Source organism: Methanobrevibacter sp. TMH8 (genome assembly GCF_020148105.1).
Lineage (GTDB): Archaea > Methanobacteriota > Methanobacteria > Methanobacteriales > Methanobacteriaceae > Methanobinarius.
In genome coordinates this window covers 87,463-112,894 of the sequence record NZ_JAHLZE010000037.1, presented here as the reverse complement: position 1 = coordinate 112,894, position 25,432 = coordinate 87,463, and the positions used below count along the sequence as shown (strand labels likewise).

At 25.1% G+C, this 25,432-nt stretch carries 14 protein-coding genes and 2 tRNA genes; 3 read left to right on the top strand and 13 right to left on the bottom strand.

The window, feature by feature from the left end; translation table 11 throughout:
- The coding region (locus KQY27_RS08345; RefSeq protein WP_224426118.1) for an SLC13 family permease at nucleotides 1-306 on the bottom strand (306 nt) is incomplete at its 3' end.
- Nucleotides 307-1,025: 719 nt separating this feature from the next.
- On the opposite strand from KQY27_RS08345, the gene KQY27_RS08340 reads away from it, so the two are divergent.
- Nucleotides 1,026-1,099: transfer RNA gene (locus KQY27_RS08340), tRNA-Gly, on the top strand.
- A gap of 2 nt (nucleotides 1,100-1,101) precedes the next feature.
- Nucleotides 1,102-1,175 (top strand) — tRNA-Gly (locus tag KQY27_RS08335).
- Nucleotides 1,176-1,460: 285 nt separating this feature from the next.
- Here the strand turns inward: KQY27_RS08335 and KQY27_RS08330 are convergent.
- The gene (locus KQY27_RS08330) at nucleotides 1,461-3,563 is read right to left on the bottom strand and encodes a right-handed parallel beta-helix repeat-containing protein (protein ID WP_224426117.1); all 2,103 of its coding nucleotides are present in this window, start codon (nucleotides 3,561-3,563) and stop codon (nucleotides 1,461-1,463) included.
- A gap of 877 nt (nucleotides 3,564-4,440) precedes the next feature.
- Nucleotides 4,441-6,063 carry a thermosome subunit alpha gene (gene thsA / locus KQY27_RS08325; protein WP_224426116.1) on the bottom strand — a complete coding sequence of 541 codons (1,623 nt, stop codon included), beginning with the start codon at nucleotides 6,061-6,063 and terminating at the stop codon, nucleotides 4,441-4,443.
- Nucleotides 6,064-6,741: 678 nt separating this feature from the next.
- On the opposite strand from thsA, the gene KQY27_RS08320 reads away from it, so the two are divergent.
- Nucleotides 6,742-7,365 carry a cyclase family protein gene (locus tag KQY27_RS08320; protein ID WP_224426115.1) on the top strand — a complete coding sequence of 208 codons (624 nt, stop codon included), beginning with the start codon at nucleotides 6,742-6,744 and terminating at the stop codon, nucleotides 7,363-7,365.
- Nucleotides 7,366-7,526: 161 nt separating this feature from the next.
- On the opposite strand, the gene KQY27_RS08315 is transcribed toward KQY27_RS08320, so the two are convergent.
- The 10 genes from KQY27_RS08315 to KQY27_RS08270 all read right to left on the bottom strand — a co-directional run bounded on the left by KQY27_RS08315 (nucleotide 7,527) and on the right by KQY27_RS08270 (nucleotide 24,212).
- Nucleotides 7,527-8,996: a hypothetical protein gene (locus KQY27_RS08315; RefSeq protein WP_224426114.1), complete on the bottom strand. Its 1,470-nt coding sequence runs from the start codon at nucleotides 8,994-8,996 to the stop codon at nucleotides 7,527-7,529.
- Between the two features lie 564 nt (nucleotides 8,997-9,560).
- Complete coding sequence (gene asd, locus KQY27_RS08310) at nucleotides 9,561-10,610, bottom strand: aspartate-semialdehyde dehydrogenase (RefSeq protein ID WP_224426113.1); 1,050 nt, start codon at nucleotides 10,608-10,610, stop codon at nucleotides 9,561-9,563.
- Between the two features lie 17 nt (nucleotides 10,611-10,627).
- Nucleotides 10,628-11,449 (bottom strand): 4-hydroxy-tetrahydrodipicolinate reductase, encoded by an 822-nt coding sequence (gene dapB, locus KQY27_RS08305; RefSeq protein WP_224426112.1) that lies wholly within the window; start codon nucleotides 11,447-11,449, stop codon nucleotides 10,628-10,630.
- 741 nt (nucleotides 11,450-12,190) lie between these two features.
- Nucleotides 12,191-13,474, bottom strand: coding sequence for a Fic family protein (locus tag KQY27_RS09360; RefSeq protein ID WP_224426111.1), 1,284 nt, complete (start codon nucleotides 13,472-13,474; stop codon nucleotides 12,191-12,193).
- A 295-nt stretch (nucleotides 13,475-13,769) separates the two neighbouring features.
- On the bottom strand, nucleotides 13,770-14,663 hold the full coding sequence (dapA, locus tag KQY27_RS08295) for a 4-hydroxy-tetrahydrodipicolinate synthase (protein WP_224426110.1): 894 nt from the start codon (nucleotides 14,661-14,663) through the stop codon (nucleotides 13,770-13,772).
- Between the two features lie 170 nt (nucleotides 14,664-14,833).
- Nucleotides 14,834-16,054 carry an aspartate kinase gene (locus tag KQY27_RS08290; protein ID WP_224426109.1) on the bottom strand — a complete coding sequence of 407 codons (1,221 nt, stop codon included), beginning with the start codon at nucleotides 16,052-16,054 and terminating at the stop codon, nucleotides 14,834-14,836.
- 523 nt (nucleotides 16,055-16,577) lie between these two features.
- The gene (locus tag KQY27_RS08285) at nucleotides 16,578-17,294 is read right to left on the bottom strand and encodes a metal-dependent transcriptional regulator (RefSeq protein ID WP_224426108.1); all 717 of its coding nucleotides are present in this window, start codon (nucleotides 17,292-17,294) and stop codon (nucleotides 16,578-16,580) included.
- 545 nt (nucleotides 17,295-17,839) lie between these two features.
- On the bottom strand, nucleotides 17,840-19,777 hold the full coding sequence (gene acs / locus KQY27_RS08280; RefSeq protein ID WP_224426124.1) for an acetate--CoA ligase: 1,938 nt from the start codon (nucleotides 19,775-19,777) through the stop codon (nucleotides 17,840-17,842).
- A gap of 358 nt (nucleotides 19,778-20,135) precedes the next feature.
- Nucleotides 20,136-21,953 (bottom strand): putative glycoside hydrolase, encoded by a 1,818-nt coding sequence (locus tag KQY27_RS08275; protein ID WP_224426107.1) that lies wholly within the window; start codon nucleotides 21,951-21,953, stop codon nucleotides 20,136-20,138.
- A 504-nt stretch (nucleotides 21,954-22,457) separates the two neighbouring features.
- Entirely contained in the window at nucleotides 22,458-24,212 is a 1,755-nt protein-coding gene (locus KQY27_RS08270) for a pseudomurein-binding repeat-containing protein (RefSeq protein WP_224426106.1), read from the bottom strand.
- Between the last annotated feature and the right edge of the window lie 1,220 nt (nucleotides 24,213-25,432).

Genomic DNA, 25,432 nt, shown 5'->3' with positions numbered 1-25,432 from the left:
TTCAACCAAACCACTTTTCCTAATACCTTCAGCTATTATGAATCCACCAATCATTAAAAACAAAATGGGATTAGCAAAACCAATGGCCACATTCTGAAAAGTTGCAATACCCAATATAGGCTGCATAAACAAAATAATAATGGAAGTGGCTGCTAAATGAAGAGCTTCACTTACCCACATAATAATTGCAAATACCAATAATGCTAATGCCATATGTCCAGCATAACTAAGACCTGGAAGTGGGATTAACATTATAATTATAGCTACAATTATAGCTAAAGGCAACCCTATTCTTTTAAAGTCCATAACTTTTTCCTCAAAGGATTATTTAGCCCTATAATCAATTGAAAAACTGATAAAAGCTAATTACAAAGTTTTATATTTATATTTAAATGAATAAACTAATTTATTAATGATAAAACATTATTATTATGTATCTATAATTGATAAAAATAATAATATTATCAACTAGAAACTATTTACTTTAAAGTATATAAACTTAGCTAAATAAACAAAAAGTAACCTATAGTATATAAAAAAACATCAATAGTATATTAATATTGTATAATACTAAACTTTTTTCTTCAAAAATAAAGAATAACCCTATATTTTCAAAATAGCACAAAATCAAAGATTTTAAAATTCAAAATAATAAAAATTTTTTAATAATACTAAATTTAATTATTTCATAAACTATTATATTATAGTAAATTATTATTTTATACTAACTTATTATTTTATATATGAACATTAATTTCTATAAGTTTTTATAAAATTAATAATTTTTATTCACTATAAATTAATAGTAATATAAAAATACCTTATATTTTTAGAATTAATACCCTATAAATTAATATTTATATATAAAATTAAAATGTTATTATTAATAAAATAAAATCTGATTTCTTAAATCCGATTTTTTCCTAAAGATTCATTATAAATTAAGAATTATAAAATGGAAAATTTTATATATGATAACAAATAATGTATATTTGTATCTAATTTTATAGATTCTTTATTGTATTGCGGTGTTAGTCCAGCCTGGTTAAGACTCTGGCCTGCCACGTCAGTGACCCGGGTTCAAATCCCGGACGCCGCATTGCGGCTGTAGTATAGTCTGGTTAGTACTTGGGCCTTCCAAGCCTACAGCCCGGGTTCAAATCCCGGCAGCCGCACTTCATTTTTAATATATTTCTATTTTTAATGTTATTTATCTAATAATTATCAAATTATTCTTCTTTTTATTAAATATTTTTATAATTATAAAAAAATAGATAAAAATTATAAAAAATATAATATTATCAAATTATTCTTCTTTTTATCAAATATTTTTATAATTATAAAAAAATAGATAAAAATTATAAAAAATATAATAAAAATATAAACTTAAAAATTAAATAAATAGATAAATAGATAATTCTGAATTAAATCCAGAATTATCATAAAGTCTTTTTTTTCAATTATTTCCTTTTTCTAATGCTTACAACAGAAAATATAGCAAATAATATGGCTAAAACAATAGCCACAGGAATACCTGTGTTCTTCATTGCTGCAGATACAGTTGGATTATCCAAGCTAGATGAAGAGACAGCATCTTTAGAATTTTTTGGATCAATTGTTAGAGTTTTACTAGAGTCATTAGAGTTATTTTCTTTTTGATCTGATTTGTCTCCATCTGTTTCATTAGTTGTATTAGTTGTATTGGTTTCAGTTCCATTTGGGCTAAATGGTGGACTATAAGCTTTTATGAATTCAATTGTAAAATCAACAAATTCATCATCTGCTAAAGAACTGATTATATGTTTATCTCCAGCTTTGCCATTAGTGAAATATTCTGATAATATAGTCAACCTAGTATCTCCACTATTAAAAATATTTACACCAAAACTATCGATCTCAAAATAAGGCAATAACATTTTGTAATGTTCAACAAGCTGGTTTAGTATTAGATAAATATCAATACTAACTGGAGTTCCTTCAACGAAGTAAGCATTTTCGCCAGTTTTAGTAGTAATATAATCATTAACTGATATTGCAATAACATACCAGTTATCAAGAGTTAAACTCTTACCAACACTAGTATCATTAATAAAAGAATCAATGATATTCTTTCCCCACCAGTTGAGATTTGCATTAGTATTGTTTCCTTCATTAATTAGTCCAAATTCACTGTTTTTGTAGATTCTATTGTAGTTAATGGTAGAATAATTTGCATTGCCATCAACCCAAATACCAACAACATTGTTTAGTAAGTTATTAGATAGTACTTTGTTATTGTTACCATGAAGATAAATACCTATATTATTATTAGTAATATTGTTAGATGAAATATTTAAATCATCAGTCAACCAAGTTCGTATCCCATAATATAAATTGCTAATATCATTATTGTATATTTTATTGTTAATATACTTAGTAGAATCATAGATAAGGATTCCTGCATTGTTATCATTTGCATCTGAGGAACTTATAATGTTGTTATAGATTTCATTAGTTTCAACCAACTTTCCATTTATAATCCAAATACCAGCAGTAGTATATAAATTACCACTATTATTTGTATCAAATTTTATATTATTAGAATATATTTTATTGCCTTTAACAACTGTATCAGGAGTGTTGGTCATATATATTCCACCACTATTATTATAAGCATTACCAGATTTGATTCTGATATTGTTCTTTGAAATATCATTGTTACTGGATTCTTTTTGGCCTGAAACAACAATAGCAGTTCCTCGAGATTCAATGTTATTATTAGTTATTTTGTTGTTTATAATTGAACCATTTTTATTAGCTGATGTTACAAGAGAAATTCCATTCCGATTATTAGCCTTATTTTTTATGGTGTTGTGGGAAATTGTATTATCTTTAATAAACCCATTAGATTTTCCATTAGAAATACTAACTCCTGCACCATTATTTGAATCAATATAATTATTTGAAATATTGTTTCCGATAATGTCACCATCAGCTAAATTAGATATAGAAATACCTGCTACTGAACCATCCGAATTAACACTACCATTATTGATTATATTATTATCACTAATAGTATTATTAGTATAGTTTCCACCACTTAAAATGATACCTCTAGAATACTGAGTATTCGTAGTGATAGTATTGTTACTGAAATTAGAATTATTTGCACCAACAACAGAATTACCAGCATTATCATTATAAATGTAGATTCCATTTGTTGTTACATTTATTATATTATCGGTAATATTAGCTCCATCTAAATTTACTAGCCTTCCGTAAATACCATTAGTATAATTAGATATATTAAAACCAGATAATGTAAATGATGTAGTATTACTCAAAATATTGAATGCATTGCCTGTACCTTTTCCAACAATGTTAACTCCAGTTTTAGCTATTATATTCAAGTTTTTGGTAATATTCAAATTTAAAATTTGATTATAAATTCCAGATTCAAAAATTATATTGTCAAAAACATTAGCATTTTCAATAGCAGATTGGATAGTTTCAAGAGACATAGAGTCTGTAATAGTAACATTATTTGCTGCAGAAACAGAGGAGACTCCTATAAAAATTGTCATGATTAAAAAAACCATTAATAGGATCTTTTTAATGTATTAACCCCCTATAATTTAAATTCAACCACATATCTTTATAACTTAACAAAATTATTTAATAATCTTAAGAAAAGTTATATAGTACATTTATACATAATTGAAAGTTCAAAATTAGATTTAAACCCCCCAATATAATTTAATCCAATTAATCAAAAACTTGATTAACCCATGATTAAATTATGCAATTATGAAAATTATTAATTATATCTATCTAATTGACGAATAACTAAATCAAACTATTTATTTATTGTTAAAAAAAAGTTTTACCTAGATAGATTCTAGATAAATTTTAGAGGGATTTTAGAAAGATTTTAGAGGGATTTTAGAAAGATTTTATTATGATGAATAATTGTTTCTAAGAAATTTGTGTAAATTAGAGTGTAATTTTTAATAGATTATTATCGTTTTAGTCAAATTATTAGTCTAAGCTAATATAACTATTCTATAGACAAATATTTTATAGATTACAAATAATCTATATTAATAACATGTATTATATAATATTTATTAACATATAAATTTTTCGAAATAAAAATAAATAATTGATATTTATTCGAGAATAAATTATAAATAATATTATAATTTATTAAAATATTACCGATTTATATAAATTCTATACACTTAGTTAAAATGAATAAACTAAAAATTTTTAATTTTTTTTTGAAAAATTAATAATCAACAAAATATAGAAAAAAATAGCTTAATATGGAAAAAAATAGCTTAATATAGAAAAAAATAGCTTAATATAGAAAAAAATATAGAAAAAAATAGCTCAATATGAGAAAAAAATAGAAAAAAATAGAAAATTAAAAAAAGAAATAAAAAATAAAAGATATTAAAATTACATCATAGGAGGCATTCCGCCCATAGCAGCAGGATCCATACCACCCATATCAGGTGCGCCACCGCCAACAGATGCAATTACATCATCTATTCTTAAAATCATTTCAGCTGCTTCAGAAGCAGACTGGATAGCTTGTTTTTTAACACGTTTAGGTTCTATTACACCAGCTTCTTTCATGTCAGTAACATTTCCTTCAAAGACATTTAGTCCCATATAAGGAGAGTTTTCATGAGAAGCTCTAAGATCCACTAGTGAATCAATACTATCAAGACCAGCATTTTCAGCTAAAGTTTTAGGAACAACTTCTAAAGATTCTGCAAATGCAGTTACAGCTAATTGTTCTCTTCCACTAATAGATTCAGCATAGTCTTTTAATTTTTTTGCCATTTCTATTTCTGGAGCTCCACCACCAGCTACAACTTTACCATCTTCAACAGTAGCAGAAACTACACCAATAGCATCTTCGATAGCTCTTTGGATTTCATCTACAACATGTTTAGTACTTCCTCTTACGAGTAAAGTTACAGCTTTAGCTTCTTTACATTTTTCTACAAAGATCATATCTTCGCCAGATATTTTCTTCTCAGTTACTTCTCCAGCAGAACCTAAATCTTCAGGAGATAAATCATCAATATTAGATACAACAGTAGCACCAGTAGCTTTAGCTAATTTTTCAATATCGGATTTTTTGACTCTTCTTACAGCCATGATTCCTTCTTTAGCTAAGTAATGTTGTGCTAAATCATCAATACCTTTTTGTGCAAATAATACATCTGCACCAGAATCTGCGATTTTAGCTACCATATCTTTAACCATATTCTCTTCTTGTTCAATGAAAGCTTGCATTTGAGCAGGGTCAGTGATACTGATTTCTGCATCCATTTCAGTTTCTTTTACTTCAATTGGAGAGTTGATTAAAGCTATTTTTGCGTCAGTTAATTCTTTAGGCATTCCAGGATGTACTCTTTCTTTGTCTATGATTACACCTTGAACTAAGGTAGATTCATCTACAGTAGCACCTTCTTTCTTCTCAATTTTAATATGATCAGATTCGACTTCACCATTTTCAGCTACTTGTTGAACTGCTTCTACTACGAGATTAGCTAATGGTTCACGAGCTTTTTCAGTTCCTTTACCAGTCATTGCAGTCATAGCTACTTTAACTAAAGTATCTTTTCCAACATCATCAATAGAAATATCTTCTAATATTTCTTGAGCTTTTTCAGCTGCTTGTCTGTAACCCATAGCTATGATGGTTGGGTGAATATCCATGTCTAATAAGGATTCAGATTTTTTAAGGAGTTCTCCAGCAATAATAACTGCAGTAGTAGTTCCATCCCCTACTTCATCTTCTTGGGTTTTAGCTACTTCTACAAGCATTTTAGCTGCAGGATGTTCGATATCCATCTCTTTTAAGATAGTTACACCATCATTAGTAACAACAATATCTCCGAGTCCATCTACAAGCATTTTGTCCATACCTTTTGGACCGAGTGTAGTTCTTACGGTTTCAGCTAAAACTTTTCCAGCTAAAATATTATTTCTTTGAGCATCTCTGCCTAAAATTCTATTAGTACCTTCTGGTAAAACTAAAATAGGTTGTCCTTGGCCATTTGCCATTTAAATCACCTCATAATTTATAGATTATTTATTTTAAAATTTAATATTAAATGTCTAATAGACATTTAATGTGTATTATATATTAATATATAATACAATTAATAGTTATTTAATAAAAATATCTTTTGTAACAAGCATGCCATTATTAATGGAAAAAGAAGATAATTTCTAAAAAAAATGCTGATTTAAAAGATATTAAAAATTTATTAAATTTTCTATTATTTTAATATTTTAATAAATTTCACAATATAAAGTGGGTTTGAGGTTATATATAAATTTTACTATTTTACTAATATTAATTTAATATATATTTTATTTTATTATCTATTTTATATCTTTAATCAATATATTTACAAAATTAATTTTAATATATTAACTAATTATTATTCATTAATTTTATAACATAATTTATATAGGATTTAAATATTTTTAAATATTAGTTAAATATTATCTTAATATCATTTTTCACTAGTTTTAAGTTTTACAAAATAATTAATAATATTTTTTTATTATCATGTATTTTAAATAAATATTTTTTTATTAATTTTAAATATTTTATACAATATTTTATATCTATATTTTATATCTATATTTGAAAATTTTTAATAATATAAAAAACATATCAATATTATTTAATAACAATAAATATCATATGATAATATGATAAAAGGTAAAAACATGAATTATATAGATTTAAGCCATAAAATGATAGATAAAATGGATGTTTATCCCGGAGATCCTGAATTTAGATTAAAAGAAATTACAACAAATGACGAAGATTATTCTCTTTTTAAAATAAGTGGAGGATTGCATACAGGAACACATATTGATGCACCTTATCATTATATTCCTAATGGTAAAAAAGTATCTGATTTAGATATTAAAAATCTTGTTGGAAAAGCTAGTATAATAAAAATGAAAAATGATGTTGATATTATAAATAAATGTATCAAAATTGATGATGTTAAAATAGAAAAACAACTGGAAAACATAGCTATTTTAAACACAGGATGGTTCAAACATTGGAACAATGATATATACTTCAATGAAAATCCTTATATCTCCAAAGAATTAGCTAAACTATTAATAGAAAGTGAAATTTCTGGAATAGCTATTGATACATGTTCAGTAGACAAAGTAGGTCAAAATCATATCCATAAAATGTTTCTTAAAAATGATATTTGGATTGTTGAAAACTTAACTAATATGGACCAATTAACAAAAGATAAATATTATTCTTATTTTATTCCAATGAATATTGATGCAGAAGCTTCTTATGTTAGGTCTTTTGTTGAATATTAAAATAAAAAATAATAAATTATAATGAATCAACTATATAGATTAAAAAAGTTAAAATATAAGTTAAAAAAAGTAAAGAAGTAAAAAGATAAAAAAATAAAAATGTAAAAAGCTGAAAAATAAAAAGAAATAATCAAAATAATTAATATAAAACTTTATATTTTCTATTTTTTATCTGTTTTAATCCAATTACCATCAGGAATATTCTTAGGATCTTCAGGTTTTAAATATCCTTTACGTTCTAAACCTTTTATAATATTAGAGATATTATTATAAGAAATATCTTTAAAAGCAATTTCACGAATATATGTATGGATATCTTGAGAAGTCATAGGTTTATCTGGGATTAAATAGTAAATTTGAGATTGGAAAGAAGTCAAATCTTTTTTTGGTGAAGAAGTTAGCTTTTTATAATTATTTTTAATTGTTTCTAACTCTTTATTAACTTCTTTACAAGACTTAAGCTCATTTTTCAATTTTTTTATTTCATTTTTATTAGCTTTTTCAATCTTTTTAATTTCGTTAGATTGAGTTTTAGACACATTATTTTGGATATTATTTAATGAACTTTGATTTGAAGCTGAATTTGGTGATTCTTGATATTTATTAGAAAGATCTTTATTTAAATCAGAAAACAAACCTTTTATCTCTTCTAATTTTTTAATTTTAGTATCTTTACGATTAATTTCTTCTTTTAATTTATTATATTCTTCTTTAGAAATATTATTATCTTTAATTTTCCTTAATTCTAGTTTTTTATCATCCAGATCTTCAGTTAAAGATTTAATTTTATTATCTTTTTCTAAAATTTTATCAAGAGCAGATTGAAGTTTAGAATTGATTTCTTCTAATTCTTTACTCCTATATTGTTTAATATCATTTTGAAGAGAAGATTTAATTTCTTCAAAAGAAGATTGTATTTGTTCAAGTTCTTCTATTCTTTTGTCTTTTCCATCTAAACGATTTTCATAAGCTATTTTAACTTCTTCAAAAGATGCTTGTATTTCTTCAAGTTCTTTGATTCTATTATCTTTACCTTCAATCTCTTTTTTCAGAGATTTAAGAACCTCTTCATCAACAGCAGCTGCTTTTAAAACTTTTATTTCATTATCTTTAGAATCAATTTCCCTTTGAAGTTCTAAAAGATTATCTTTGCTGGCTATATTATTTTCTAAATCTTTAATTTTCTCTTTATAAGATTTAATTTCATCGATAAGAGATTTTATCTCTTTATCTTTTTCAACTACAGTAGCTAATGAGGATTTAAGTTTTTCATTATGTTCTTTAAGTTCTTGGGTTTTGAAATTATTTAAATCCTTTTCAAGAGCTACCTTAATATCATCAAAGGAGTTTTTGAAATTACTAAGATCTTTGATTTTGTTTTCTTGAGTTTGAATTATATTCTCTTTGTTATTAAGAGAAGTCTCTAAATTATTTAAATCAACCTTAAGATTAGCTATCTCTGCTTGTTTCTCATTAATGATAATTTCTAGTTTTTCAGCCCGATCATCATTTTCTAAGAGACTTTTTTCCTTTTCAAGGTTCATTAAATTCATTTTCAACTCATTAATCTCTAATAAACAAGATTTAACAAGATTCTGTAAACGAGCCTTATCCTCATCATTTCCTACCATAATATCCCCAAACCAATCTTAAATATCCTCAAATCAATCTTAAAATATATTTATACAACTAATATCTTATGATAAATAAATATAATTAATAATAGAATATTAATTATTTCCTATTTAATATATAGAATCTATAAAGATATATAGAAATTATATCTATTTAAATAGTAAATTAAGATTTTCAATAATATCCATGTTAAAATCCCCACATGATTCATGAATAAAAACTTAATACTATTCTATTATATGATTTACTAGTATTTAAGTATTGGTATAAATTAGTGGATTATAAAATATTAGTAATGATAAAACAAAGAATAATTTAAGAAAAAAATTAAAAATAAATTGAAAATATAATCTAAATAGAATAAAATAAAATGAAATTATAAAAAATGAAAATAAAATTATAAAAAATAAGAATAATATTATAATAAAAATAAATTAAAATTAATTAAAATTAATTAAAATAAAATAAAAAATGAAATATAAATTAATACACAAGTGTAAATTAATAAATAGATTCCATTATAATCTCTAAACTTAATATTTAAAACTTAATCTCTAAAACTATAAAATGGTTTTATTAATTAATTCTGCATTAAGAATTGAAGCTCCAGCAGCTCCTCTAACAGTATTATGACCAACTAGAACATATTTAAAACTATTATTAAATACAGGATCTTTTCTAAGTCTACCTACTGTTACTGCCATTCCACCATCAGCATTCCTATCCATTCTTGGTTGAGGCCTATCATCTTCCTCTTTAATAATTACAGGGTTTTTCGGAGCAGAATATAAATCAAGGTCTTGAGGAATTGATTTGAAGTTTGCCATATCATTTTTAATGTCATCAAGAGATATATCTTGATCTAATTCAATGAAAACAGCTTCAGTATGGCCATCAACAATAGCTACCCTATGACAAGAAGCAGTTAATCCAAAGTTAGCTGGAGTAACATCTAATCCATCAAGAGTTCCAAGTAAGTGAAGAGTTTCACTTTCCATTTTTTCTTCTTCACCACCAATATATGGAACTAAATTATCTACAATAGCCATAGATGGAACACCATCATATCCAGCTCCAGAAACAGCTTGCATTGTGGAAACATAAACTCTATTTATATCATAATTGTCATAAATTGGTTTTAAAGTTAAAGTAAGAGCTATAGTACTACAATTAGGATTAGTTACAATAAATCCATCCCATCCTCTATTTTTTTGTTGAGTTTCTATGATATCAAGAAATTCAGGATTGACTTCAGGAATAACAAGAGGAACATCTTTTTCCATCCTCATAGCACTTGCATTAGAAGCAACAATAAAATTTTCAGCTAATTTTGGTTCTACTTTTGCTGCAAACTCAGTTGGAAGTGAAGAAAATAATATATCCACATCATTATCAATTGCAGAAGGATCAGTTTCACTAACAACAATATCCTTTACAGACTCAGGCATAGCATCATCGAGATACCATGTTGTAGCATCTTCATATCTTTTACCAGCAGAGCGTGAAGAAGCAGCTAACGCTGTTAAATCAAAATCAGGGTGTTTATCCAATAACTGAATAAATCTCTGTCCTACCATCCCAGTTGCACCAAGTACTCCTACATTTACCATTTTATCACCAAAATTTTTTATTTAATACCTAAAACATCAGCCATATCATTGACTTTGCCAGGTTCACCATTCATTATAAATCTTAAAGCTCTCATTACTCCAGCAATGAAAACTTCTCTTGTATGGGCCCTATGAGTTATTTCTAAACGTTCTCCCTCACCAACAAACATCACAGTGTGATCACCAACTATATCTCCACCACGAATAGCATGAAGCCCTATTTCTTCTTTAGTTCTTTCACCAACAATTCCTTCTCTTCCAAAAACACCTATTTCATTGGTTTGTCTATTAAGTGTTTCAGCTATTACCTCAAATGCAGTCATTGCTGTTCCAGAAGGAGCATCTTTCTTTTTATTATGATGAGCTTCAATAATTTCAATATCAAAGTCATTTAAAATAGGAGCTAAATCACGTAATACTTTAAAGAAAACATTTACACCAATAGCCATATTTGAAGAAATAACAGCTTTAACATTAGTTTCTTTAACAATATTAGCTATTTCACTAGATTGTTCATCAGTGAAACCAGTTGTCCCAACTATAACATTAACACCGATTGAAGTTGCTATTTTTATTGTTTCAAATGCAGCGCTAGCTATAGTAAAATCTACTAAAACATCTGGTTTAGTTTCTTTTAAAACTTTTTCAAGGTTTTCAGCACCATTAGTTGTAACACCTATATTTCCAATACCAATAACTTCCCCAATATCCTTACCTTCAAGAGTAGAATTAGGTATTTCAATAGCAGCTACTACTTCAATATCTTCTTGTTCAAGAATTTTTTTAATAATTCCAGAGCCCATTCTTCCAGCAGCTCCAGTTACAGCAACTTTTAACATTTAAAAACTCCTAATTTTTATTTATATAATATTTTAATAATAAATTATTATAATATGATTTATTTATATAATAAATATTATAAATTTTATAATATTTTAAAATTATTTATAAATTATTTTATATAATTTTTTTATATAAAATACTATATTCAATTTATTAATATAATATTTTAAAATCTCTTAATTAATAAACTACATAATTTAATTTACTTATATAATTATTTATAATTTTTTAATTAAAAAATTTTTAAAATATATAACAAATATCATTATAACTTTATTAAATATATTTATAAATATTATTTATTTTATATATTTTTATTTTATCTAAAAAATCCGATAGATCTTCTATGTTAAAATTTATATTTTTATTTCATCTAAAAAATCCGATAGATCTTCTATGTTAAAATTTATATTTTTATTTCATCTAAAAAATCCGATAAATCTTCTATGTTAAAATTTATATTTTTATTTCATCTAAAAAATCCGATAAATCTTCTATGTTAAAATTTATATTTTTATTTCATCTAAAAAATCCGATAGATCTTCTATGTTAAAATTTATATTTTTATTTCATCTAAAAAATCCGATAGATCTTCTATGTTAAAATTTATATTTTTATTTTTTCTAAAAAAATCTTTCGAGATTCAAGGAAAATCTCGGATTTATATTTTTATTTTTTCTAAAAAAATCTTTCGAGATTCAAGAAAAATCTCGAAGTTTCATTAACATTATTAAAATTTAATTAATATTAACCAACTTATCAAAATCTTTAGATTTTATATAAATTCTTTTAGTTTTATTTACAGCTATTGGCTCAATAAAACCTTTTTTTACAAGTCCTGCTAAATCAGCTCTTGCTGTGAAATTCGAAACAGAAAATCTCTTTTCAATCTCTTTAACAGTGAAAACAATATCTGGATTTTCATATACTTTTTTAATTAAGTATCCTTGTCTTTCATTAACTCCTAATTTATTAATCATTTGAAGAATTGATATTTTTTCCTCTTCTTTTATCCCCACATAGTTTTTAAATGATTTAAAAGCTTTTTTTATTGTTTTTAAATTATATATAATAAAATAATTCAAGTCATTATCATCATTTTCAGTATAAAGATATGCTTTTTCATATTGAGATTTTGATTTAGCAATAATTTTTGAAATTGATAAATATTGAATAAATCCATAACCATTTTTCAACATATACCAATAAAAAAGAGAACGAGCCGTTCTTCCATTTCCATCAACAAATGGGTGTATCCAAGCAATCATAAAATGAATAATAATTCCTTTAATAATAGGGTGAATAGATTTATCATCAGAATTAAAAAAATTAGATAAATCATCAATCAAATTTGGTATTTCTTTAAAATCAGGAGGTATATGTACAGCTTCTCTTGAATGCCTATTAAATATATTTATATCATTATTGGTTCTGAAAGTTCCTTCTTCTTGATCATTATCTAAAGTTTTATTAGTAATTAATTTATGAATCTTTAAAAGATTTTCAGAATTTAAATCTTGATCTTTATTTTCTCTAATATATTCAATTGTATGATAATTATTAATTATCATTTGCTCTGATGAATCTTTTGGTTTTGTTTCTTTTAGTAGCATTTCTTTAGCTATTTTATGTGTTGTGGTAGCTCCTTCAATTTTGCTACTTGAAATAGCTTCTTCCATAAGAGAATTCATAAAATAATGCTTTTTATCATTTTGAGAAATGAAATCAGAAGGAGAAATATCTTCTCGAAGATTAATATCAAAGTAATGTAATAATTCTAAAAAGTTCTCAGTGATAAAGTAATTAAATTTATATTTTCCAAAGGATAGTATAGAATAGTTAATAAATCGACTTAATTTAACAATACTCCAAAGTTTTTTAGGAGACAAACTTTTTGGAGATTTATATTTAACTTTATTCCAGTAATAATAGTTGTTGTTAATGTATTTAACTAATGAAAATATTTTTTTATCTTTAAAATAAGAAATATGTTTATTATTTAACTTTATTTCTGGAGGCACCTCTATCATATTATAATATTTTTTTTTAAAATATAAAAATCTTTCGATATTCAAGAAAAATCTCGAAGTTTCAAGAAATAATTATATTTTTTTCATATATATTCTTCTAAAATTTTAAAAAATTAGGAATAAAAAATAAAATACTATAACAAATATATGAAAAAAGAGAAAAAAGGAAAAAATAAAATTAAAAGATAAGAATTAAAATTAAAAATAAAATATAAAAAATAAAATATAGAAAATAAAATATAGAAAATAAGAATTAAAATATAATAATAAAATATAATAATAAAAATCAGATTAGTTCTAGGTCTTTTAAGACATTTTGAACTTTTATCCTATTTTCATCTTTTAAAGGAGCAAGAGGCAATCTTATATCTCCAGAAGGACGATTTAACATTTTTAAAGCTTCTTTAGTAGGAACCGGATTGCTTTCAATAAACAATACTTTCATTAGATCATAAAGTTCATAATGTAAGTCCATGGCTATTTCATAGCTACCATCTAAGCAATTGTTAACCATCTGGCTCATTCTTAATGGATCAACATTAGCTACTACACTAATAACACCTTTTGCACCAAGTGACATCATAGGAAGTGTTAGATCATCATTTCCAGAAAGGATTGAAAATTTATCATCTAAACCAGCTTTTTGAAGTGTTTTTTGAGTTTTAGAAAGTTTATCTAAATCAGGATTAGCTTCTTTAATAGCTACAACATTATCAAGTTCAGCTACAGAAACTATTGTTTCAACATCAATATCAGTACCAGTACGAGAAGGAACATTATAAACAACAATAGGAATATCTGAATTATTATTCATAGTTTTATAATGCTCAATAAGTCCATGTGGTTGTGGTTTATTGTAATAAGGAGTTATTACAAGAGCCATGTCTGCTCCAGCCCTTTCAGCATATTGAACCAATTCTAATGCATCCCCAGTTGAGTTACTTCCTGCACCAGCTATAGTAGCTACTCTACCATCAACTTCTTCAACCAATATATCTATCAATTTTTTTTGTTCAGGAATAGTAATAGTAGCTGATTCACCAGTTGTTCCTGCAGCTAATAGACCATCCACACCGTTTTCAATTAAAAAGTTAATATTTTCTCTATACCCTTCTTCATCAACTTCATTATCTTCTGTAAATGGTGTAATCATAGCTACAGCCGTACCTTCAAAGTTCATATTTTTCCTCCATTATTTTTTTATCTATTTTCCTTTATTATTTTTATTATCTTTTATCATATGTTATTATTTTTCCTTTATTATCTTTTATATTATATGTTATTATCTGTTATTATCCTTATTATCTGTTATTTTTGCTTATATTAATTAATATAATATATTATAAATTATTATTCTAAAACATTTTTAACAAGTTCAAATGCTTTTTCTCCATCTTCCCATTCAACAAAAATAACAACAGCTGTTTGTGAAGAAGATATTTCTACAATATTTATGTGGTTATTTCTAAGAGGATCAGTAATATCTGATATTATCCCAGGAGTTTCAATAAAATCCGGGCTAACTAACGTCAGCATAGCTATTTCCTTGCCAAGTGAAAGTGAACTAAGTTCTTCAGAATCAATTACCAAATCATGTAATAAATGATAAGCATTGACAGCATCTTTCTTATTTACGAATATAGTCACAGAATTCTGACCTGCTGAAATGCCAAATATATTAATACTACTTTCAGCTAAAATTGAGGTTAATTTAGAAAGAAGACCAGGTCTTTTAAGCATTCCATCTCCAACAATAGCTACTACAGATATTGGTTCTGGATATAACATAGTAGTTTTCATCATCTCTCCGTCATAAGGCCCTACAATTGAAGTCCCTTTACTTGAAAGATCTCCATTTTCGTGACTAATAATTTTTGCACTAATTACAGGATCTTTATATTTCAATGCATGAGGATGAAGAACTTGTGCTCCATGAGTAGCTAAATCCCTCATTTCTTCTACAGATATTTTATCCAATTTTTTTGCTTTTTGGATTTTATTGGGGTCTGTGCTCATCACACCATCAACATCAGTAACGATAATTACTTCATCAGCATTTAAACAATGTCCAAGAAGGAAAGCAGTAATGTCACTTCCACCCCTGCCAAGAGTAGTAATTTCTCCATGAGGACCTTTACCTAAAAATCCACAAACAACAGGAATAATTCCTTGATCTAAAATTTTCATCAATTCTTTACTCATTAATTCAGAAGCTGAAAAATCAATTTTAGCTTCAAGAAGATTATTATCAGTGATAAGTGGCCATTCATCACAGTAAGGATCAATATATTCTGATTTTACTCCAAGAGATTCAATTACAGAGGACATAACTCTAACACTAGTCATCTCACCCATAGACAATATTTCAGCCATTTGTTTATCAGTAACATTTGATTCAACAGAATCATCAACTATCTTTATAAGGTCGTCAGTTGTCTTGTTAATTGCAGATACTACTACAACTACCTTATTACCTTTCATATATTCATTAACAACTGATTGAGCTGCTTTTCTTATTTTTTTGCCATTTCCTATTGAAGTTCCACCGAACTTAGCTATTATTAGTTCCACTAGCTTCACAACCTTTTATTTATTTTTTATTAATATACTATCATGAAAATTCATTAATATGACCATCAAAATGATTTAATATTTAAAATTATAATTTAAAATTCATAAAATTCATAAATTCTTAACTATATTTCATAGATTCTTAATTATTATATACATAAGTATGATGATTTAAATTTTTATACCGTTCATAATTATGAAAATTATTATTAATATAATTAGCTATTGTATTTAAGATATAGTTTTTTAAAAGAAATAATTTTAGATACAAGAAATATTTTGAAAAATATTCAAAGTGAAAATAACATGATTTAACTAAAATAAGCTAAATATAAAAATTTATAGAATAAAATGAACTAAAATTTAACATAAAATGAAAAAAAGAAAATAAAAAATGAAAAAAGATAAAAATCACTGAATCTTAAAATGTAAAAATAAAAATAGATGAAATAATATAGCAATTAGCTTAATAAAATAATTCTAGTTTTAATTAAAATAACTATAATTTCAACAAAGATAATTACTAACAGATTTTAACAAAAATATTGTTAGCTATAGTCATTGGAAGTTCTATTTTTGATCCATTTACAAAAATATCTAAAGAATCGTCTTCTTTATTTGATTTATCAATTTGAACTGGGACTCCAATAGCTATTCCTAAAGACATTAATTTTTTTAAAATATTTGTGTCGCCTCTAATAAATGAAATTTCAGCTTTTTCATTAGAATATAAATCAGGAATAGCAATTAAATTTGCTTTTCTTATGCCGATTTCTTCAATATCATTTTTATCATTAATACAATCCCCACAAGATGAAAAATCAAAATCACATGGAGGAATTGGTTTATCATCTGGACAAAAATCAGGATGTTCTAAAATATGACACATAGATCTTTCTGCTTCATCCGATAATGAATGCTCCATATTACAAGCTTGAATATGAACATTTTCTGGTTTTACTTTTAATATGTCTTTTAAAAACTTTTCAAGAATCCTGTGTTTTCTTGTAATTTTTTGAGCTATTTTAAATCCTTCATCAGATAAATTAGCTCCTTTATATGGAATATAATTAATGTATCCTAAATCTTCCAATTTTTTTAACATCTGAGTAACACTGCCAGGAGCTATATCTAAATTCTTAGAAATTGTAGTAGTGGAAACATAATTTCTTTTATCCCCATACTTATATAAAACCTCTAAATATTCTTCTATATTTTCACTTAGCTCTTTATTTGCCATGAAAACCACCGCTAATATTTATAATTAGGTGAAATAAATAAAATCCATTTATTATTTTTAATATCCTTATTGAATTTATAATTCTTATTTATAATTCTTATTTATTATTAAATATAAAATTTAATACCCTTATTGAATAATTTAATATTTTATTGAAAAATATATATTTAATGAATTAAATTTCATTAATTAATAAATTTAGTATAAATTCTTATTTTCTTATACTTTCTTATGAAATAAAGCTTCATTTTATTATAAATTTAATATTTTATTATAAAAATTATTTTTTCTTAATATATTTTTATATAATATGAATATATATGAATGATATAATATAAAAAGTTTTGGTTTACCTAAAATTTATATAAAAATTAGAAAATAGAAATAAAAATTAGAATATAAAAATAAAAAGTAGAATATAAAGTAAAATATGAAGTAGAATATAAAATAAAATATAAAAAATTAAAATAAACCGAATATAAGAAAATTGAGAAAATAAAAAACAAAAAATAATAAAAAAATAATAAAAATAAATAAAAAGTTACCTATAAATCATCTAAAGTAGATGTATCTCCTAAATCTTCTCCATCTTCTTTAGCTTTAAGGATTCTTCTCATTATTTTTCCACTTTTTGTTTTTGGGAGAGAATCAACAGGAACCATTTCACCAAGAACCGCTACAGGTCCAAGAGCATGTCGAACATGTCGTTTTAATTCTTCTCTAAGTGTGGACTTATATCCTTCTTTAAATGGCATATCTAAATCATAGCCTTTATTAAGAATTAAGAAAGCTTTGATTAATTGTCCCTTAACAGGATCCTCTTTACCAATAACAGCTGTTTCATTAACAGAAGGATGACTATTAAAAGCACTTTCAACTTCAACAGCACCTATTCTATGACCAGCTATTTTTAAAACATCATCAGATCTACCTTCAATCCAAATATAGCCATCTTCATCCATTCTAGCCATATCCCCAGTTTTATACATACATTCTGGGAAGAATTTCCAATAAACATCTTCAAAACGTTCTTCATCCTCATAAAGAGTTCTAAACATTGCAGGCCATGGCTTTGTAATAGCTAAGTATCCTTTTTTACCATTTTCAATTTTTTTTCCTTCTTCATCTACTATAGCTACATGAACCCCTGGAAGTGGTTTTGTAGCAGAACCTGGTTTTAAGTCAGCTATAGGCATTGGAGCAATCATATGCATACCTGTTTCTGTTTGCCACCAAGTATCCATAATTGGTGTTCTACTTTTTCCAATTTCTTCATACATCCATTTCCATGCTTCATAGTTAATTGGTTCACCAACACTTCCAAGTATTTTTAGAGAATCAAGATTGTATAATTTTGCATATTTTTTACCAAATCTCATTAAATGACGTATAGCTGTTGGTGCAGTATAAAATTTAGTTACACCATATTTTTCAACGATTTCCCACCAAATACCAGGATCTGGATAATCTGGAGCACCTTCATAAATTAAGGTAGTTGAACCAAGAAGAAGAGGAGCATAGATAGTATAACTATGACCTGTAATCCATCCAGCATCTCCTGTTGACCACCAAAGATCATTGTCATGAATATCGAAAACATTTCTAAGAGTAGTAGCTATACCAACCATATAACCTCCAGTAGTATGTAATACTCCTTTTGGTTTACCAGTACTTCCTGAAGTATAAAGAATAAACAATGGATCTTCTGCATCCATTATTTCACTATAACAAGAATCGCCTTCCCCTTCAATTAAACGTTCATAGAATATTTCATTTCCACGAAGATCAGCTACATCATTATATCTACCAGTATGGTTTACAAGAACAACAGTTTGAACAGTAGGACATTGTAACATAGCTTCATCAATAATAGATTTAAGATTGATAATTTTTCCACGTCTGTATGTTCCATCTGCTGTTATAACAACTTTAGATTTAATATCATTAATTCTTTCTACAACAGCTACAGAAGAAAGTCCTGAATAAATAGCACTATGAACAGCTCCAATTTTAGTACAAGCTAACATAGAAATAACAAGCTCTGGACACATTGGAAGATACATGGAAACAGTGTCTCCTTTTTTAATTCCAAGATTCCTTAGAGCATTTGCCATTTTGTTGATTTCACGATAAAGTTCATAGTAGGTGAGTTTTATTTCATCTCCACGTTCATTTGTGTAGAGTATAGCTATTTTATTTCTTTTTTCAGTTTTAATCCATCTATCAATAGCATTATAAGCAAGGTTGATTTTTCCACCAACAAACCATTTGTAGTATGGTTTTTCACTTGTATCAAGAACTTCATCCCATTTTTTAAACCAGTCAAATTGTTCAGCTTCCATAGCCCAATATTTTTCAATATCGTCTCCTTTGTTAATTTCCCTATCCCAATCTTTAACAAGAGCTCTTTCAATTACTTTAGAGTTTGGAGGAACAATTTGATCTCCATTGTGATTATCCAATTTATTTTGATCTTCTTTCATTTTCTCAGATTCATCCATGCTATCATCTCCTTTTGGTTCTAGCTCAGTACTATAAATACTATATATTATTTGAATGATTTATATAATTCTTTATAGAAATTTCTTTTACTTTTAAAAATTCAGTATATCATATTATTGTAATATATGATATATTAATATACAATATATAAATTTTGTGATGATTAATCATGATAAATTAATTATTTGAATTATTTTTAATAATATGAATTAATTATCAAAAAATAACTTTTTAAAAATGTAGAAAAAACAATTAAAATAATTAAATAAAAAAGTTATTGATAATTATTCTAAATAAAAAAGCATTAAAAATAAAAAAAATAAAAAAAGCTTATAAAATTTAATATAAGCTTAAAAAGTTAAAAAATGAAGTTAATCCCCATCTAAATAGTGCGAGACCCTTAGCTCCTCCAAGTAGACTAGCTAAACAATCTTTTTTTAGAGCTGAAGCTGAAAGAGCAACAGGCTTATTATCACTCTTATAAGATTGTAAACCTGTCCAAATTTTGGCACCTCCAGAATTTGAAACAAACCACTTAGTTGTAGCTGTTATCCAACTAGAAGCTTTATTATAGTTTCCTTTATAAACCATTGGAACTATGACATCTAAATATTTACCCATTTTAGGAATATTTTGACCATAATAACGAGCATTAGCTGAAGTTTCAGGCATTACTGCTGCAGAAAGAATTATATCCGGATCATACTTATTTATACATGATCTAACTTGACTTAAAAAGTTAGTAATAGCTTTTTCTCCAGTTACACCATTTTTATAATTATATTTATAAGCAGTTCCAGGATATCTTAGATAATCAAGATGAATTCCACTAATATAATCCATTCTTGAATAAGTTTTTATCTTAGAGAGAATACGATTAAATTGAGCTTGATTATAAGATTTTTTAGCTGTATTTATAGGATTTATCCATTTTCCATTGCTATAAAAACATTGAACCCATAGATGAGTTTTAATTCCTTTATTAGCTGCATTTTTAGCCCATTTAACAACTGCTGATTTTCCATATTTAGAAATTGCTGCCTCATGTAAAAATACATTACCTATACCTGATTTAGAAATTTTATTTAAATCAATTCTACTAAAATCTTTACTTTGTATCCAGATAGAATTTGAATTAGGAACATTTTTACTTTTAGATGCTCTAACATATTTTGGAATATACTTATTCAATTTATGAGACTTACTAACACTTATAGAAACATATTTAGGTAATTTCTTGTAATAATAATTATAATTAAGAACCGAAGCAAACATATATACAGCTGTTTGATACTGAATTTTTTTTCTACTACTTGCAGTAATAAAATTTGGAATCTTTTTATATTTATTAATATATTTAGTTGTTTTTAAAGCATAGCTATAATATTTAGATAAATAAATTTTAGACCTAATAGTTGTTCCAGCAGGTTTACTAGGATTTTTAATATTATATTTTACATTAACTTTTGAATAAACCTTTTTCTTCTTATTTTCAATTGTTTTAGTCATTAAATAGGTAAATTCAGGAACAGAATATTTAGAACCTTCAACAGTTACATATTTAGGTAATCTTTTATTAGTTTTAACATACTTTTTAAGATTTTTAGAAGCAGATATTACTCCACTTTGAGAAACTGATTTTGAAGAACCAGTAGTGCTTGATTTAGCACTAGAACTAGAGTATGTTTTCGAAGCAGCATGTGCTTTATTAATTCCATCTGAATTAGAATCATGTTTTAAATCAATTTTATTGTTTAAATTAGATTCATTTTTATCAGTAGCTACATTAACACTATTAAAAATAGAATCAGAAGATTCAAATCCATTAAAAGGATTCAAATTTAAAACCTGGTTAGTTTCCATAACCACAGCAAATGCTGAAAAAAGAGTCAAAATTAAAAAGAATGATGTTAATAATTTATATGTATTCCTATTGATATTTGTACCAATATTTTTATTAATATAATTATCATTACTATTATAATTATTATTGTTATTATAATTATTATTATAGTTGTTATTATTTACATTAATGCAATTATCTATATTATTTCCACTAATATCATTTTCAATGTTATTTTCACTAAATTTATTATATTTACTATTTTTATATCTATTATTTTTATATTTATTATTTTTATATTCACTATTTTTCAAACCAAAAATATTTATACCCCCTAATAGCTAAAATTCAATTTAAAAAAATATTTCAGTAAATAAAACCTTTTAGCTATTGATATGCTCAGATAACTAAAAATCAAATAATTAACTTCATAAAAAACGCAAAAAAATTATTAAATTTAAACACTATAATCATCCTTATACTATTAAAAATAAGAAAAATTCAATGATTAAAGTTTTTATATATTTTATTATAAGTTATATTCAATTTTAAATACAATAACCTATATTCATCTCATCTTTAATAAATATTTTGATATTTCTATTTTTAAAATTTTAAATGAAAATCATGTTTATATAAATATTATTACTTTATTACATTGTTTATAAAATTAAAATGTTTAAAATGAGCTGAAATAAGATTAGATTAATACAATAATGATATAAAGTTAAAAAATAGAAATTAAAAATAAAAATTAAAAAATAATAAATAAAAATAATAAATAAAAATTAAAAAATAAAATAATAAAAAAGAAATAACTATTTAATACCTAAAAGGTTAAATAAGTTAGTTATTCCCCATCTAAATAAAGCTATACCGTCTCCTCCTCCATTTAAAACAGATTTGCAGTCAGCAGTTAATTCAGCAACTGAAAGTCTAGTGAGATCATCATCAGAGTGATATCCATATAATCCTCCCCAAACTTGAGCTCCTCCTGAATTTTCCTTGTACCACTTTGTTGTAGATTCAATCCAAGCATTGTCTTTATTATAGTTCCCTTCATATAACATAGGAATCAATATATCAAGATATTGACCTAATTTAGATGCATCTTGTCCATAATATATAATTGCAGCTGATTTTTCAGGCATTAAAGCAGCTGAAAGAATAATATTATTATTTACAGCTTTAACAGCAACTGAAAGTTGTCTTACAAATTCAGTTATAGCATCAGCACCAGTTTTTCCATTACCATAAGTAAATATAGAAGCTTTATTGGTATCGGTTCCTGGATATCTAAGATAATCTAAATGAATTCCAGCTACACCACTTATTGCAGCATAAGATGTGGCTCTAGAAATAACACTATCAAAATAGTCTTGATTAAGAGCACCATTACTTATTGGATTAGTCCATTTTTTACTACTTGCATTATAAAAAGTAGAAAACCATATATGAACCTTAAATCCTTTAGCTGCAGCTTGTTGAATCCAATTTACAGCTGAAGCATAGTTATTAAATACATTTTCATGAAGGAATATGTTTCCAATTCCATATTTAGCAAGTAAATCCAAATCTACGTTATTCATATCTCCAGAATGTACCCAAATAGCATTTTTATTTGCAGACAAATTGTAATTATTATCTGGAGTACTTGGAGTTGAAGATCTTGAAAAATTTGGTTTATATTTATTTAGTTTATTAGTTTTAGCAATATTTAATGTTAAAGTAGATGGAATTTTTTTATTGCTAGCTATATAAGCACCAACTTTCGCAAAACCATATATAGCTGTTTGATACTGGATTTTACCATAACTAGAACTAATATAATTAGGAGCTTTTTTATATTTATTTATGTATAAATATGTTCTTTTAGCCCAATTATAATAAGTAGACTTTGAAATAGTCTTTTTTATAGTAGAACCAGAAGGACTTGTTGGATTTTTAACATTCCAGAGGATAGTTACTGAACTACTTGATTTTGCACATTTTAATGCAATAGCTTTTGAAACTAAATACATAAATTCAGGCATTGAAAATTTTACCCCAGAAATAGTTATATAATCAGGTAATCTACCATTTTTTTCTACATAACTTTTAAGACTTTGAGAAGCTTTAAAAATTGTAGATTGAGAAAGTTTAGTTAATTCTCCAGCTGATCCACCAGAAGAGCTAGAAGAATCAGAAGAAGAACTTCCATTATTAGAACTACTAGAACCTCTATTATAAACAGGCAAATATTTGTTAATATTTTGAGAAGCCTTAACATTAAGAGATAATTTAGATGGTAATCGACCATTACTATAAACATAGTTCAAAACTTTGTTAAATCCATATATAGCTGTTTGATATTGGATTTTACCTAATCCAGTGCTAATATAATTTGGAGCCTTATTATATTTTTCAATATAGTTTACTATATTTTTCACATAAGTATAATAAGATTTAGCAGATAAAGTACCTTTTATATTATTTCCAGCAGGTTTGCTTGGATTTTTAACATCATACTTAACTTTAATACTAGAAGTGACTTTATTATATTTATTAGCAATAGTTTTACTTAAAATATACATATATTCACTTAAAGAATATTTATAACCAGCTATAGTTATATAATTTGGAAGTTTTTTATACTTAGATACATAACTATGTAGTGATTTTGAAGCAAGTAAGATACTGCTTTGAGAAAGAGTAGTAGGCTTATTATTTCCAGAACTTGAACTTTTAACAGTAGGTGCTACATTATTTGTTGGAGAACTAGTAGGAACTAAAGAGTCATTTTTTGTATCATTATTAGAATCATTAGAACCAGTATCAGTAACACCAAGACTATTATAAACTGTAACCCCTGAAACATCAGATGATCCATTAGAATCATATGTAGAATTAGAATTACCATTAGCTGAATCATCAGCAAAACTCGCACTACAACTTAAAAATACAACTATAGAAAATAATAAAACTATTTTTATATATTTCGATTTAAATAAACCACTAATATTACTACCTCACTGTGTTATCTATTAATTTTTCAATTAATAGATTTTTAACCTATTAGAATTTATCTAATAGAGTTACGTCCCCAAAAATTGTGATTTTCTTATTAGATTCATTAAATATTAACAATTAATTAACAATAATTTACAGCTAATTAATAAATATAATAACTAATTAACAAATATAGTTTTTTCATGTCAATTTATTGGAAAATTCGAAAGTATGTTAAAAGTTAATATTAATAAATTCGAAATCACAACCATTAAATCCGCCTCTAATCTATTTAAAATAATTGTTAATAAATTATTAATATATTAAAATCATTATTAAGCAAATAAGACAATATTATAATAATTTATAATCAAAATATCAAATAGTAGAGTAATATTTATTTGTTTTTCAAACTATTTAAATATTGCTCTTATTAAAAGTATAACGAATATTCCAAAGATTATACATGATTAATAATAAAATAAAGAATAATTTCATAAAAAAGACAAAAAATGATTAATATTAATGAACTAAATAAATTTTTAAAATCGTATATAAAAAATAGAACAAGTATAATACATAACAATAAAGCTATATAAAAAGTATGTAAAGATAAAACAGACTATAAATACAGATAAAGTGCTAAAAAATTATAAAACTAATTATAATCATATAATAAGAGTTATAAAGAAATAAAATTTGTATAATAAAAAAAAGAAGTAAAAAAGAAGTAAAAAAATAAAATAAAAAAATAATGAAAAATAAAATTATAAAATAATAAAATAATAAAAAATTAAAAAATTAA